Raw genomic sequence first — 15,934 nt, 5'->3', positions numbered from 1 at the left:
AGAAAAATAACAATTCGCCCGGACAAAGTCCTCAGTACAGGGCAGAAATAATGTGGCAGGCCATCTAAAATAACGGGTGCTTTGCCGCAAAACCTGGCAGCACACAGGCTACGTCATGCGCGCAACCGGGTACAACACTTAAGGTTCCGGGGTGTAGTGAGGGGGGAAGGCGGGTTCGCTCCCAGGCCAAATAATTCTGTGCTCTCTGCAACCGAAATTCCCCTTGCAACATTGCCGAACAGGATTTATCCAGGCGTTTACTTGCCGTACCCGGCCCAGTGCCACTGTCCCTTGCACCAACGATATAACTGACATTCGCGTGTTGGTAACGAACACGTGCGGCGTTAATTTTTGATGCAGGCCAGTTGGCAACGCCATATTTCCCTGCATTGTAATTTGGGCAAGTCGTTGCAGCAGGTAAAGCCAGAGTAATATGGCATTTTGCCGGGTATACATCAGCGCTGCCACATTGTGAACTCGCTAAGACAGGTTTGCGGTTAAGTGTAGCTACAGGGCGCAGTGCATCGAAATAAAGCCAGCTTCCGGGTGAAGCCACCAGATAGCGCAGATTCATCCCGTCAGGTGGTGGAGCAGCAACACCAATATAGTGCTGAACAAACTGCCCACCCGCAGAAAACCCTGCCACAGTGATATTGTGTAAATCTGGCCACTGCCGGTGAAGTTGGCGCACTAACGTATCCATGGCGTGAAATGAGCTTATACCAGGTGGATTCCCCAGAGATACTTCACCACTCATCCAGCCCCCACAAGACCAACGGGCATCGCCAGGTTTCACGCTTACCTCACCAGGCTTTTGGCAATGCGCGCCTTTCTCAGCTGGAAATATTGGTGCGATAACCAGGGTTGGCGTGGTAATGCGTGCTGCTTTGATGGCAGCCAGCCCAGCATCAAGGCTGCGCCTGGCATCGTGTGGGTAACCATGCACCACTATCAGCGCCGCATTTGGGGCACTCATGCCATTAGCTCTGGCAATGTACCAGGTAAAATTGCCGGCATGGTTTGCCAGTTCAACGGTTTGCAGGCAAACATGTTGTGAATCAGGGAGACACTCGGCGTTAGCCTGAACGGGAAACTGCGGGGAAGTTACAGTGGATTGCGCCATAGCTATAGGTAAGAAAGACATCGCCACGCACAAGCTAACCAACCGGGCTGCCAAAATTATTTCTCCATTGACCCAAGACTACGCGCATACATTCTCCCTTCAGCAGCCAGTGCCAGCAAGTTAGGATCCCGCTCGCGGTTACGGGCAAAGACAATCGCGATAAGTTGGCGCATTTGGTAGGGTTCGGCAAGGCGCAACAGTTTAATATCATGCTCATAAACTTTACGCATCCGCCCAGGAATCAGTGTAAACCCAACCCCTGCCTGAACCAGGCTAATCAACGAAAAAATATCGTTAACGCGGGTAATAATATCGGGTTCAAACCCGGCAACATGAAAAGCTTCCTGAAACCCGGCATAAGTAGCAAAACCTTCTGCCAATGCAACAAATTTTTGGTTGTGGTAGTCCCGCAAGTCGGCAGGTTGCAGCCCTGCTAAATGCGCAGTGGATGGCGCAGCAAGGTAGATATCATCATGAAACAGCGGCAGAACCTCTAGCTGGTTTTTGTCCAGCTCACCGTCATTAACTGAAATCAAAATGGCATCGAGAGTGCCGTTATCCAGTTGGTTAAGGAGCATGTGGTTCGACCCCATAGTGAGATCCATTTCAACTTCCGGGCGCCGCAACTTCATGCCCATAATCAGGCGCGGCACTGTTTCCAGTGTCAATGAATAGAGCGTACCAATACGTAAACGCCCCTGGCCAATCCCGGCAATTTTGCGTGTTTCCTCAATGCCTGTTTCCAGAATACCTGTCGCTTCTTCGGCATATTCAAGCAATTTACGTGCTGCAGGCAACGCCACTAAGTTACGCCCTTTATGGCTGAATAGCGGGCAACGAATGGCCTCTTCAAGGGAGTGCAGGGCACGGTGGACACTGACACCACTTAACCCCAGTGCTTCGCCCGTACGGGCAATGTTTCCCGTTTCCATAAATACTTTAAAAACTGCAAGCTTACGAAAAGTAATCTCGTTATCTATTGCCATGGAGTCATACTCTTTTCACTGCGCTGGACGAAGGATAACAGGAATTTCTTAGCGAGAGCGCGCTTTTGTGGGAATAGTTCATCCCATATTTGGGACAACATGTCGCAATTTTCATTATTGTTATAATTATATGACGACGCTATGCTGTTTATCCACGTCGGATAATGACAACTCGAGCAGCCAACAAGGCTGCCATCTTCGGAACAACACCTGCATGGAAAAACAAACCCCCTGGTTTATTACCACACCGGGTAAACAACGTATTTTGTTGCTTATTATTTTTTTACTGACACTGACAGACATGTTGCAAAGCGGGATGATGGCATTCGCAGCAGGCCCATTAATGGGTGAAACCGGCACTTCTCCAGAACAATATAGCTTTATTACCGCCAGTTATGCCTGTGTGGCGATTTTAATGATCTCTAAGCAGCGCTGGATTGTTGAGCGCACTGGTTGGCGGTTATATATCGCTGTGTCGCTGATGATTTTCGCGGTTGGCGCATTTATGTGCAGCAAGAGTAATACCTATCACAGTCTGCTTACCGGGCGCATTGTGATGGCGGCAGGCGGGGCCTCTTTTCTTACTGGCGCCAGAGTGATGGTGAATTTGATTCCCCCCGGCCCACGCCGTTTTTCGGGTATTAAAGCTTTTGCTTCGGGGTTAGCCTCAGGCACGGCACTGGCACCGTTTCTCGCTGCATGGTGTGTAGAAGATGTGCGTTGGACAGGCATTTTTCTGCTGTTAATCCTGATTGCTACGGTAGTTTTGATGCTGTCGGTGAGTTGCCTGCCTGATGAAACGCCATCAGAGCGGCTAAAAAGCCAGTCTCATCCATTTTTGTTAATGGCGCTGGCAACAGGTGCATTCGCTATTCTCTGGGTATTACAGCGCTCGGATTATCGTTTTTTCAGTGATTCAGTTGTCCTTGGGCTTATCCTTTTGTTAGGTATCACCGCGCTTTATTACTTCCTTACAAGCGTTGTGCGCTTTCATGGTGTGCCATTGTTGATGGTACGTGAGCTGTTTTCTCGGCCATCTTATATTCTGGGTGTTAGCCTGTTCTCTTTTTGCTACATCATGATTGGGCTGAACGGCTATTTCTTGCCGCAACTATTACGAACGGGGTTGGGGTATTCATGGGGAACGGTTGGCACCTGGTATGGCGCGGGCCTGAGCGGTGTACTGATAGCATGGTTGATTATGGGGCATCTTTTACCCAAACGACCAGGTGCCAAAAAGTTCTTTATTACGGGCTTTATTTTACTGGCGCTCTATGGCGGCATTATGGGGGATTTATCCCCGCAGGCGAATCTGGTGGTCAACATTGTGCCTGCTATTGGCTGTTATGGGGCATTTATTATGTTGGTAATGGCCACCACAGCCATGCAAACATTTCGTGAAATACAGCACAACGAAACGGTATTTTCACATGCCAACCAAATAAAAAATATGGCCGCGCAATTTGCAACAGCAATTGGCCTGACAGTGGCAAATATTGGAATGCAATGGCGGACAACTGCACATTACAATATCCTGAATAATGCCGTTGAAACCACTAACCCTGTCTACCAGGCAGCAGTACATGCAGTAAGCCAGCAATACAGCCAATGGCTGGGCACAGACCAGGCAAGTAAGGCAGCATTTGTATGGGTGGCAAACCAGGTTAAGCAGCAGTCAATCATCCTGGCGAGCCTCGATTTTGGCCATGCTATCTGTATTACCGGGCTGGTTCTGGCAATTGCGATGGGGTGCCAGAAAATCATGCACTAACCTGGCAGGGCTGAAAGCCAGTTACAAATCAAGGGATTGATTTTCAATCAGTTTTATTTGATGATTCACGCCTTATCTGTGGTTCGCCGGCTTTTGTCATCAGTAGGGAATGTATATGGATTTCAACGACCTTTACTATTTTTACTTGATTGCAGAGCACCGTGGTTTCACTGCGGCAGAGAAAGCCTCTGGCGTGACAAAATCATTACTGAGCCGCCGGGTTGCCCAACTGGAAGAGCGGCTTAATGTACGCCTTATACAACGCAATTCCCGCCATTTTTCCTTAACTGCAGCCGGGCAAATGCTGCATGAGCATGCAACCGATATGGTAAAAGAAGGGTTAGCGGCTTATGAATCCCTCTCTGAACATATCGCTGAACCGTCCGGTAACATACGGATAAGCAGCCCAACGGTATTAGCACAGTACCACCTGGCACCGATACTACCGGGATTCATGCACCGCTACCCAAAAGTAAAGGTATTTCTTGATGCAACAGACCGCCCGGTACAAGTTATAGAAGAGCGTATTGATTTGGCGTTGCGGGCTCATCAACTTATTGATAATGAACCGGGGTTAATCTCTCGTGTTATTGCCGCCAGCCATTTGGTGCTGGTAGCTAGCCCGGACTTTCTTAACCACTACGGCGTCCCTCAACACCCACAAGATATCTGCAACCTGAACACAATCAGTGCTGTCACTGACCGCCACGAAGGGGAGTTACGCTGGGAGTTATCTTGCCAGGATGGCAACCTTGAAGTGGTACGGCACCGGCCGGTACTTTTCTGCCTGAACCCACGGGTACAACTTGAAGCCACTCTTCAGGGCATCGGTGTGGGATTGATCCCGCATTCTATTGCAGGTGAGTCGATTCGCCAGGGCAAGCTCACACAACTCTTGCCGGAATGGACCACTCATAACCATATTATTCATGCTGTGTTCCCCAGCCGTAAACATATGAACCCCGCTATTCGTGTTTTTCTCGACTACCTGGTAGCCACATTACCAGAGAGCCTTAGCCGCTGACAGTCTTATCACCCACATTCCTGTTTTTTTACTTATAAAACCTCAAGATAGAGCGGATCTTCAGGAATTAACAACAATTCTCAGGACAATAATTTTAGTGACTGAATGTGATGATTTCGATTATCATAATAAGAATCATTAACAATAAAATACAGTGGTTACACGTGGCAAATCCTTCTTTATCTCATTTTCCTGTTGGAAAAATTTTCTTCAAAACTGCGCTGGCTCTGGCATGTTCTTCCGCTTTTCCCGCCTTTAGTGCAGACAGCACAACATCACAGGCAGAAGACCAAATTACCGTTACGGCGAATGCGTCCGCCAATGCAGATACAGATAACAGCTACACAGCCCCACAGGTTAGTACGGCAAGCAAAATGCCGACCAACCGGTTAGATGAATCCCAGTCTGTTAGTGTAGTAACGCAGCAGCAGCTTAACGATTACCAAGTGACATCATTAAGTGATGCTATGCGCTTTGTCAGTGGGGTGGCTGAAGCCAATACCCTGGCAGGCACTGAAGATGGCATTATGCGCCGCGGTTTTGGCTCCAACTCTGATGGTTCAATTTTTCGTGATGGCGTGCGGAGCAGCCAGGGGCTGAACCTGGATGCAACAACCGACCATGTTGAAGTGTTGAAAGGATCGGCATCGCTGCTTTACGGGATCCAGAACCCTGGTGGGGTCATCAACGTTGTCAGTAAAAAACCGCAATACGAATGGCAGACTAAAGTCAGTGGCCGCACTAGCAGCGAAGGGGGCGGAGCGGGCTCTGTGGATGTCACGGGCCCATTAGGTAACGGATTTGCTTTCCGGTTAATTGCTGAAAAACAAAATCAGGATTACTGGCGTAATTTTGGCTCCGATAAACATACACTGATTGCTCCGTCACTACAGTGGTACGGGGAAAAAGCCAGTGTGCTTATTAGTTATGAAGATTACCAGTACGACATTCCTTACGACCGTGGGACTGCCTTTATTAATGGTAAACCGATCAACGTAGGTTATAAAACCCGGCTGGACGACTATGCAAACCACGCATGGGGACGTAACAAAACGTTCAATACTCAGTACAACTACCAATTCAATGACACCTGGAGCACCCGTGTCACGCTGGGGCTGAGCCAACGTCGTTATGATAATAACGAAGTGCGTGTCACCGCGGTCAACACCACAACAGGGGCAGTTACCCGCCGGGCAGATGCCAACCGCGGTTATAACCACAAAACCAAATATGTTTCGTGGGATATGATGGGCACGCCGACACTGTTCGGGATGACGCACAATGTGCTGTTTGGTACCGATTATGAAATGGTGCAGACTTACCGCGCACACCAGTATCAGGGCAAATCCAATACCACTTTTAACTATAATGATCCTGAATACGGTATAGCCTGGCCGGTAACGGATGACACCACCGAAAAAACCAGTGCAGCGAATAACCTTAACCGCATCCATAACCGTTCCGTTTATCTCAAAGACAGTATTGAACTGACTTCAAACTGGACAGGGGTTGTAGGCGGGCGCTATCAGCATTATGAACAGCGTGCATCCCAAGGCGTTCCGGCTGTACTGACCATGGATGACGAGGGCAATAAGTTTCTGCCACAAATGGGGCTTATCTACAAACTGACACCGTCTGTCTCTTTGTACAGTAGCTACAGCAAATCCTTCACGCCATCTACAGATGCCGATGACAATGGCAAGGTGGGTAAACCTGAGCAAGGCACCACCTGGGAAGTAGGCAGTAAATGGCAAGTCACACCAAAACTCTTTGCTACCCTGGCGTTATACCGTATTGATGAGCGAGATATGTCGCTAAGTATCAACGGCGATACACATGAAATCGACAAAGCCCGTTCAAGTGGTGTCGAGATGGAACTGAATGGCGAAGTCGTGCCAGGAATTGATATCAGCGCCAACTACAGTTATGACCAGGCAAAAATTGTCGATGATGGTGTGGATAGTGACAACGATGGCAACCGCCTGGCGAACGCGCCACGCCATTCTGGCGCTTTATACCTGAGCCACGGCGGAATCCGTATTCCTTCAGTACCCGGTGAATTCCGCGTTGGTGGGGGCGCACGCTATGTGGGGGCCCGTGCCGGAGACCCGGAAAACAGCTTCACACTGCCGGATTACGTGGTTGCAGACAGCTTTGTCGCATGGAATAACCAACTGTTGGGTAAACAGACTCAGCTACGCCTGAACCTGAACAATATGTTCAATAAGCATTACTACACATCCAGCGGGGGAAACCTGCGGGTTCGGGAAGGTGCAACACGTAACGTGGTACTGGAAGCAAGCGTGACGTTCTAATCACGAATGCCTCCATTTATTGAGGGCACTACACATCTGTGAAAATAGGTAGTGCCCCCGGTCTGTTTAGCCGCTACCTTCCATGGCCGCGAAACGATAAATACGGTAAGACCATTGCCGTATTTATTTCATTAATACCCGCAAACCATAAAGCTGTATTAGCGGTAATTATTTATTAGTGCCTTTTTATTTTATCCTGACTAAAAAAAGTTAATTATTCAGAAATATTTTTAATAGATAATCTTGTTAAGCCCAAGTCAAGAATGGCCTAAAAATGCCGTTAAAACAAGCATCCGCGCGTGATCTTGCCTGCATTTTTATCTAAAGTGCAAACCTGCAAAAATAAATAAACATGACAGATAAATAACGAATAAATAATGTTTTTAAAGTAAATCAAATTAATTACAAGCTTGTTTATACCTATTCAGGAGTAATTGTTTCCACCTAAAAAATCACGTGCGCTGCCTTTCTAACCGGCGGTATAAAGTGCTGCGAGAAATCCCCAACCGCTTTGCGGCTTCACTCATATTTCCCTGGCTAAGATGTATTGCTTCCAACTCTCTGACACCTGGGGCTGGGTGTTGCGGTGAAACAGCTTCTGCTCCAGAAGGTTCACTGGTTCTCGAAGGGGAATGCCTTACCGGGAGGTCGCCCAGGGTAACGGTGTGCCCATCATCACTTAAAGCCAACAATACTTTTAACTGGCTGAGTAACTGGCGCACATTGCCAGGCCACGGGCAATCCGCAAGATAGCGCACCACTGACTGGCACAACCGGATTCCACGGGCCGGACCACCTAACTCAGCCCATAGTTGTTCAATAAACTGGTGGCGGTCATGCCACTGGCGTAATGGCGGGATCTCGACAGTAAATTCTTGAATACGGTAGAGCAAATCTTCGCGGAACAACCCTTGTTCTACCTGTGCGACTAAATTGCGGTGTGTTGCACACACCAGGGAAAATTCGACCGGGAATGCACGGTTTCCACCGAGAGGGACGACTTTTTTTTCCTGTAAAACGCGCAATAAGCGGGTTTGCAGGGCAACGGGCATGTCGCCGATTTCATCCAGAAACAGCATACCGCCGTTTGCTTCGCGAAATTTGCCCATATAGCCCCGTGAACTGGCACCAGTAAATGCGCCGGGCATATAACCAAATAATTCCGATTCAATCAGGTGTTCTGGCAGTGCTGCGCAATTAATGGCCACAAAATTACCCGCATGCCATTTGCTCTGGCGGTATAAACGCTGCCCAAGGTATTCTTTTCCACACCCCGTTTCTCCATTAATACACAGAGCAATACCAGCATTAACGACACGCAATGCTTTTTCAATATTCACCCCAGAAGGCGCTAGTGGAGTGGGTATTTCAGGCGTGAGGTTGCAGGGGCTTTTACCCGGCACAGTGATACCCGTGCGTTTTTTCGGTGTTTGAATAGACACCTGGTATGCGGTATCACCAACCTGGGTCATTGCGCAATCTTCAATACCTGCCGTAAAAAGCGTGTCCTGGTGGCGCTTGCCAAAATCTTGTGGTTGCAAACCAAAATCCCGGCAGGCAAGTGAATTAGCCCCTTGTAAAATACCGTCTTCAAATACGAGGGAATGCGTATACGTAACCTGTTCTGGCGGGCCAGGAAGGCGGAGCTGGACCATCATCTGGCCGGGAGAGACTTGCTTTTGCACCCAATGCTGCTCTATTTCCCATGCAGCCCGGCTTAACAACTCCGTCGCATCCTGCCATGGCGTAGACGCAGGTGAGGAGATATCAATCACTCCAGCCAGTTTCCCCTGTGGGGAGTAGACCGGAATAGCCGCGCAAAACAATGCAGCATGGCGGCTCAGGAAGTGCTCTTTACCACTGACTTCACAATAGCGCCCCAGTGCCAACGCAGTACCTATTGCATTGGTACCGCGTGCATCTTCACTCCACAGATTTCCGGGTGCCAAAGAGAGCTGTTCCGCTTTTTTGAGAAAACCGCTATTCCCCGTGCTCTCCAGCACCATGCCTCCTGGGTCTGATAACACCAGAACCCCGGCACGTGTACGAAATTGGGGAGTGAGCTGAGCCAGAAGTGGTGAAGCGTAGCGAGCAACCCAGTCATATTGATGGCGGCTTTCGCCAAGCTGCCCATGGTCTGCCACCGGGTGGTGATCGTCTTCCCGAGACAATCCGTAATGTTGGCTACGCAACCATGAGTCACTTAATACACTGGCAGAAGATAACAAAATTGTATCACGTGGCAGGTAGCGCATAGGCGAGCCTCAAAATAAATGTTAATTATTTGTAGCATCTAAGTGTCCCGCCTGTTGCGACACGCAACACAAAAATAAGACAGCCTTCATTCCGGGCAGAAGGATGTGACAGAAAGCAAACCCAGCCATTCAAATCTTTTCTCTTTAAAACAATGAAATACTAAAATTTAACTATTTAATAACATACATGGCATAAGACATGCTTATGTTGAAGCACAACACAACAGGGCCAACAGCTCTGGATTCATCGCAAAACCGACTGAGGGAAATAATATGAAATATATCCATCCAGGTTTGCCGGGTTCACGTGTTTCGCTGAAAACACATTATGGCAACTACATCGGCGGTGCTTTTGTCGAACCGGTATCAGGCACCTGGTTTACCAATACCACGCCAGTAACAGGGCAGGTGGCAGGTGAGTTCCCACGTTCGGATTATCGGGATATTGAAAAAGCTCTCGATGCCGCCCATGCTGCCGCAGACAGTTGGGGAAAAACCAGCGTTCAGGAACGTTCTAATGTGTTATTGGCTATTGCCGACTGTATTCAGGAAAACCTGGAAGTGCTTGCACTGACAGAAAGCTGGGATAACGGCAAGCCAGTTCGCGAAACACTGAATGCCGATATTCCTCTTGCGGTGGATCATTTCCGCTATTTTGCCGGCTGCATTCGTGCCCAGGAAGGCAGTGCAGCAGAGATTGACAGTGGTACTGTGGCTTATCACATCTATGAACCCCTGGGTGTGGTGGGGCAGATTATCCCGTGGAACTTCCCCATCCTGATGGCTGCCTGGAAACTGGCACCGGCACTGGCTGCCGGAAATACTGTAGTGCTAAAACCTGCAGAGCAAACACCCCTGGGCATCAGTGTGCTGATGGAACTGATTGGGCCATTGCTGCCACCAGGCGTGGTAAACGTGGTGCATGGTTACGGTACCGAAGCCGGGGAGCCGCTGGCACGCAGCAAACGTATTGAAAAAATTGCCTTCACCGGGTCCACTTCCATTGGCCGTCACATTCTTTCCTGTGCTGCGGAAAACATCATTCACAGTACCGTTGAGCTGGGCGGAAAATCACCCAATATTTATTTCGAAGATGTCATGCGCGGCGATGAAAGCTTCATTGATAAAGCCGTTGAAGGGATGGTTCTTGGCTTCTTCAACCAGGGTGAGGTTTGTACTTGCCCGTCCCGCGCACTGATTCAGGAATCTATCTACCCGGAGTTTGTTGATAGGGTACTCAAACGTATTGAAACTATCCGTAAAGGCGACCCATTCGACACCGATACCATGATTGGTGCGCAAGCCTCACAAGAACAGTTCGATAAAATTATGTCCTATATTGATATCGCCCGTGATGAAGGTGGCGAAATTCTGGTAGGTGGGAATCACCTTAGCCATGGCGATGTGTTCACCAATGGTTTTTATATCAACCCAACGCTGATTAAAGGCCACAATGAGATGCGCTGTTTCCAGGAGGAGATTTTCGGACCGGTGATTGGTGTAACAACCTTCAAAGATGAAGCAGAAGCCATTGAACTGGCTAACGCCACTGAATACGGTTTGGGGGCCGGTGTCTGGACGCTAGACATAAACCGTGCCTGGCGTATGGGCCGGGCTATCAAAGCAGGGCGCGTATGGACTAACTGCTACCATCTTTACCCGGCACACTCGGCATTTGGTGGCTACAAACAATCCGGGATTGGCCGTGAAACTCACAAAATGGCGTTGCTGGCATACCAGCAAGTGAAAAACTTACTGGTCAGTTACGATAACAAACCACTTGGTCTCTATTAATTCCTCAACTATCTGATAGCAAACTTTAAGGCCGGGCATTATGCCTGGCCTTTTCTGTTGTTATTTCCCAAAAGACACACTCGACTTAGCACAAATTTCTTTATTATCCACGGAAAAAACGATGTTATTTTTCGTTAGTTTCTGGCATAGGTATTGCTCATTATGAATTACTTTTCTTCCAGGATCTCTTCCCATGAGCCAGTCACTTCATGCTGTCCACTATTTTCTTGCTGCACGAGAGTGTGAAATATCTCGCCTGGATAATGTGCTCCAGGCAGGGAAACTCATTGGGCAACTAAGCCATTTCGTCCATGTTCTGCAACGTGAACGTGGCAGCTCGAATATCTGGCTTTGTTCAGAAGGCTTGCTTTTCGGCGAAGAATTGGCACACCGTGCAGCAGCCGTTAGCCAGTCTATGGAGAATTTATTTACTGATTTACCCACACTGCCGCCAGCAAGTGCTCTTCAGCCTGGGGCATTTCGGGTTTACCACCGCATTGGAACCATGTTGATGGCGCTGGAACACCTGCCTGAATTGCGCGTCCAGATACATCAGCGAACCATCAGCCATCAGCAAGCGATGGAAAGTTTCAGCAACATTATTCAGCAAGTGCTTAATCTGGTGTATGAAGTCGCAGACATTGATGCCGATGGGCAAGTCGCCACGGCATTGGTGGCACTATTCACCTTTATTCAGGGTAAAGAATATGCCGGGCAGGAAAGGGCTCTGGCTTCGGCAGGGTTTGCGGCTCATGCTTTTTCTGAGAATAGTCGCCAGCTGATGGTCGAACTCATTACCGCCCAGGAAAGCTGTTTCACCACTTTTGCAGGCTTTGCCGATGCAGATATTCTCGCAGCCTGGAATAAACAGGAAGGGAAAAGCAGTGAGTTTGAACGCCTGCGTCGCCAGGCATGCACTGGCGCACCTGGCGAAGAAGAAACTGCCCTGAGCTGGTTTGCCCTGGCGTCCCAGCGCCTGGACCTGATGAAAATTATTGAAGACAAGCTGATTAACAAAGTGATGCACCTGTGTCAGCAAAGCTTACTGCGCGTTCAGTCATCAAACATGGATGACCCGCAAACGCTGGCGGGTATTATTGTACCGCCAGAAAAACCTGTCGCTGCCTATTTCGCTGCCAGTCACAGCAAAGAAACGAATGACGATACTGGTCTGCCACCACAACTTAACCGTTCTTTACTTAACTTGATCCAGCACCAGGCTCATCGTCTCAAAACGCTTGATAATGAACTGGCAGGCCTTCGTGCAACGTTAATGGAACGTAAAACCATTGAGCAGGCGAAGGCGCTGTTAATGCAGTACCAGGGGCTAACGGAAGAGCAGGCCTGGCATCTGTTGCGTAAAACAGCGATGAACCAGAATAAGAAAGTGGTTGAAATCGCTCAGGCAATGCTGGATGTCAGTACCGTGTTTACCTCTACCCCTTAATGAGTAGCTGCACAAGAATTGTGCGTATTTTGCTCTGTTGCTGTGCGTAGCTGTCCCCAATGAAGGGGAAAGCCTGAGCGCAAGCCAGTATTTTCAGGGCAATCAGATATGGCACAGCAATTGCTAATTAAGTTCTGACAATCGTGCATTTGTTTCGCCAATGGCGGTGAAACGAGTGCTTTGGATAAAGGCGTCCTTACTTTGGCTTCGGCCGGAGTACGGACGCCTTTTTTTTATTCTCAGAACAGGACGCTTTGATGAGCAAAACGCATTTTACGCTTTCCCGCCGCCAGTTTCTGGCAGGCAGTGCCGCCCTGGGAGCCGGCTTGCTCCTGCCCGGTATTCGCCAGCAAGCCTGGGCTGCGGGGTCCGATGCGCCAGAGTTGACCACGGTGAAAGTCGGGTTTATTCCCCTGACAGATTGCGCGCCAGTGGTGATGGCCGCCATCAAAGGATTTGATAAAAAATATGGCATCAGCATCCAGCCCAGCAAAGAAGCCAGTTGGGCAGCAGTGCGCGATAAACTGCTGTCCGGCGAACTGGATGCTGCCCACGTTCTCTATGGCTTAATTTATGGCCTGCAACTGGGTGTCGCTGGCCCGCAACGTAACATGGCAAGTCTGATGACCCTGAATAACAACGGGCAGGGGATTTCACTATCTAACCAGCTCAAGGCGGCCGGGGTTACCAATGTTGAATCACTAAAAAAAGCCATTGATGCCAAACCGGCTGGTTCCATGACCTTCGCCCACACTTTTCCAACCAGCACCCATGCCATGTGGCTCTATTACTGGCTGGCAAGCGCAGGCGTTAACCCCTTTACTGACGTGCGCACGGTTGTTGTTCCACCACCACAAATGGTGATGAACATGAAGATAGGCAACATGGTGGGTTGCTGTGTTGGTGAACCCTGGAACCAACGGGCTATCAGCGACAATATCGGTTTCACCGCTGCCACATCCCAGTCTGTATGGCCGGATCACCCAGAAAAGATCCTCGGCACCCGGCAAGAATGGGTAGAAAAACACCCGAATACTGCCAGAGCGCTCACGGCTGCTGTACTGGATGCCGCCCGCTGGATAGACGCCAGCGATGCCAATAAACGTGAAACCGTTCAGGTTATCGCCCAGCGCCCGTGGATCAACACTAAACCTGAAATCATTGAAGGGCGCATGTTGGGGAAATATGAAGATGGCCTGGGTAAAACCTGGCAGGATGCCCACGCAATGCGCTTCTTCCATGATGGCGAAGTGAGTTACCCATGGGATTCAGACGGCATGTGGTTCCTGACCCAGTTCAAGCGCTGGGGGTTAATTAAAACCTCACCTGATTATCTCGCTATTGCACGCCAAATTAACCGTGTGGATGTGTACAAAGCCGCGGCCACCGCGGTAGGTGGCGTATCTATTCCTACAAGTTCACTGCGCAAAAGCACGCTGATGGACGGCAAGGTTTGGGATGGTACCAACCCCGCAGCGTATGCAGACAGCTTTGCCATTAAACAATGAGGTCCGGGACATGAAAACAGCACAACAGATAACCCCCCTGAACGCTGAACGCCCGGGGGCAGAAAAACAGATGCCGGGTGAAGTCGTGAACCTGGCGGTCAAACCAGTTCGCCGTCCACATCGCATTTCTCACACGCTGCGCCAGTTACTGGAACGCATCATTCCTGTCCTGGCCGGGCTTGGATTACTGGGCGTGGTGTGGCAACTGGCAGCGCTACACAGCCAGGGTTTCCCGGGGCCAGTCACCACGCTGGAAGCGGCCAAAACCCTTTTTGCCGACCCGTTTTACAACAATGGCCCGAATGACCAGGGAATTGGCTGGAACGTACTGGCATCTCTTGAGCGTGTCGCTGTCGGTTTCAGCCTTGCCGCGTTGGTGGGTATTCCCGCCGGGTTTCTGCTGGGGCGTTTTCAGTTTCTCAGCCGGATGTTTAACCCGGTAATAGCGTTACTGCGCCCGGTCAGCCCATTGGCCTGGCTGCCAATAGGCTTGCTGCTGTTCCAGCGTGCTGAACCGGCATCAAGCTGGACCATTTTTATCTGTGCTATCTGGCCCATGATAATCAACACCGCAGAAGGTGTGCGCCGGGTTCCACAGACGTATCTGAATGTCGCCCGGGTATTACGGCTGAGTGAGTGGACCATTATGCGCCGCATTTTGTTTCCTGCCGTGCTGCCTGCGGTGATGACTGGGGTACGCCTTTCCATGGGGATTGCCTGGCTGGTGATTGTGGCTGCAGAAATGCTCACCGGCGGTCTGGGGATAGGGTTCTGGATCTGGAATGAATGGAACAACCTCAATGTAGAAAACATTCTGATCGCCATTTTAATCATTGGGGCAGTAGGGCTGTTACTTGAACAGGCACTACTGCTGATAGCACGCCGCTTCACCTGGGATAGCCAGGAGGATAAATGAACAAAATCATTCAGGTTCAAAATGTCAGCCAACAGTTTATGACAGCCAGTGGCCCGTTTATCGCCCTGGACCGGGTTAGCTTCGACATCGCTGAAGGTGAAACCATCAGCCTGATTGGCCACTCCGGGTGCGGTAAATCCACCTTACTGAATTTGATTGCCGGCCTGACACTGCCCAGCAGTGGTGGGTTGTTGTGTGACAACAAAGAAATTGCCGGACCAGGCCCGGAACGTGCGGTGGTTTTCCAAAATCACTCTCTGCTTCCCTGGCTGACCGCACGCGAAAATGTCGCATTGGCTGTAGAAACCGTATTTAAAGGCAGCAAAACCAAAGCTGAAATGCGCGAATGGACCGAACATAACCTTGAACGTGTGCAAATGGGCCACGCCATGGATAAACGGCCGGACGAAATATCCGGCGGGATGAAGCAACGTGTCGGCATCGCGCGGGCTTTGGCTATGAGCCCCCGCGTTTTACTGATGGATGAACCCTTTGGGGCACTGGACGCACTGACCCGCGCGCACTTGCAGGATGCTGTCATGCAAATCCAGGCACGCCTGAATACCACACTGGTTCTGATAACGCATGATGTGGACGAAGCCGTGTTGCTTTCAGACCGGGTGTTAATGATGACCAATGGCCCTGCCGCGACTGTGGGCGAGATTCTGGAGATCGATCTACCCCGGCCCCGCAACCGGGTAGCACTGGCGGATAACCCGCGTTACCACCAGTTGCGCCAGCAGATATTGCAGTTCCTGTACGAAAAACAGCCCGCAGCAGCTTAAGGAACGGCCA

General features: G+C 49.9%; 11 protein-coding genes. 8 read left to right on the top strand and 3 right to left on the bottom strand.

Features of this window, described 5'->3' with window-relative positions; translation table 11 throughout:
• Nucleotides 1-64: 64 nt before the first annotated feature.
• On the bottom strand, nucleotides 65-1,177 hold the full coding sequence (locus LC084_RS06525; protein WP_226570386.1) for a hypothetical protein: 1,113 nt from the start codon (nucleotides 1,175-1,177) through the stop codon (nucleotides 65-67).
• Nucleotides 1,178-1,179: 2 nt separating this feature from the next.
• Complete coding sequence (locus LC084_RS06520; protein ID WP_226570385.1) at nucleotides 1,180-2,109, bottom strand: LysR family transcriptional regulator; 930 nt, start codon at nucleotides 2,107-2,109, stop codon at nucleotides 1,180-1,182.
• A 214-nt stretch (nucleotides 2,110-2,323) separates the two neighbouring features.
• On the opposite strand from LC084_RS06520, the gene LC084_RS06515 reads away from it, so the two are divergent.
• The 3 genes from LC084_RS06515 to LC084_RS06505 all read left to right on the top strand — a co-directional run bounded on the left by LC084_RS06515 (nucleotide 2,324) and on the right by LC084_RS06505 (nucleotide 7,219).
• Nucleotides 2,324-3,880, top strand: a complete 1,557-nt coding sequence (locus tag LC084_RS06515; protein WP_226570384.1) for an MFS transporter — start codon at nucleotides 2,324-2,326, stop codon at nucleotides 3,878-3,880.
• A 115-nt stretch (nucleotides 3,881-3,995) separates the two neighbouring features.
• Entirely contained in the window at nucleotides 3,996-4,904 is a 909-nt protein-coding gene (locus tag LC084_RS06510) for a LysR family transcriptional regulator (protein WP_226570383.1), read from the top strand.
• Between the two features lie 227 nt (nucleotides 4,905-5,131).
• A complete protein-coding gene (locus tag LC084_RS06505) occupies nucleotides 5,132-7,219 on the top strand; it encodes a TonB-dependent siderophore receptor (protein ID WP_404808355.1) in 2,088 nt (695 codons plus the stop codon).
• Between the two features lie 452 nt (nucleotides 7,220-7,671).
• Here the strand turns inward: LC084_RS06505 and LC084_RS06500 are convergent, their stop codons facing one another.
• Nucleotides 7,672-9,474 (bottom strand): sigma-54-dependent Fis family transcriptional regulator, encoded by a 1,803-nt coding sequence (locus LC084_RS06500; RefSeq protein ID WP_226570382.1) that lies wholly within the window; start codon nucleotides 9,472-9,474, stop codon nucleotides 7,672-7,674.
• Between the two features lie 273 nt (nucleotides 9,475-9,747).
• Here LC084_RS06500 and LC084_RS06495 point away from each other — a divergent pair, with 273 nt between their 5' ends.
• The 5 genes from LC084_RS06495 to LC084_RS06475 all read left to right on the top strand — a co-directional run bounded on the left by LC084_RS06495 (nucleotide 9,748) and on the right by LC084_RS06475 (nucleotide 15,924).
• The gene (locus LC084_RS06495) at nucleotides 9,748-11,268 is read left to right on the top strand and encodes an aldehyde dehydrogenase family protein (protein WP_226570381.1); all 1,521 of its coding nucleotides are present in this window, start codon (nucleotides 9,748-9,750) and stop codon (nucleotides 11,266-11,268) included.
• 193 nt (nucleotides 11,269-11,461) lie between these two features.
• Complete coding sequence (locus LC084_RS06490; protein WP_226570380.1) at nucleotides 11,462-12,715, top strand: nitrate- and nitrite sensing domain-containing protein; 1,254 nt, start codon at nucleotides 11,462-11,464, stop codon at nucleotides 12,713-12,715.
• Between the two features lie 257 nt (nucleotides 12,716-12,972).
• Nucleotides 12,973-14,223: an ABC transporter substrate-binding protein gene (locus LC084_RS06485; RefSeq protein WP_226570379.1), complete on the top strand. Its 1,251-nt coding sequence runs from the start codon at nucleotides 12,973-12,975 to the stop codon at nucleotides 14,221-14,223.
• A gap of 10 nt (nucleotides 14,224-14,233) precedes the next feature.
• Complete coding sequence (gene ntrB, locus LC084_RS06480) at nucleotides 14,234-15,139, top strand: nitrate ABC transporter permease (RefSeq protein WP_404808331.1); 906 nt, start codon at nucleotides 14,234-14,236, stop codon at nucleotides 15,137-15,139.
• A complete protein-coding gene (locus LC084_RS06475; protein WP_226570378.1) occupies nucleotides 15,136-15,924 on the top strand; it encodes an ABC transporter ATP-binding protein in 789 nt (262 codons plus the stop codon). The genes ntrB and LC084_RS06475 overlap by 4 nt, the downstream gene beginning before the upstream one ends.
• The last annotated feature ends 10 nt before the right edge of the window (nucleotides 15,925-15,934 follow it).

The sequence above is a fragment of the Mangrovibacter yixingensis genome (assembly GCF_020523985.1).
GTDB lineage: Bacteria > Pseudomonadota > Gammaproteobacteria > Enterobacterales > Enterobacteriaceae > Mangrovibacter > Mangrovibacter yixingensis.
The sequence above is the reverse complement of the archived record's forward strand: the minus strand, read 5'-3'. Positions and strand labels throughout refer to the sequence as shown.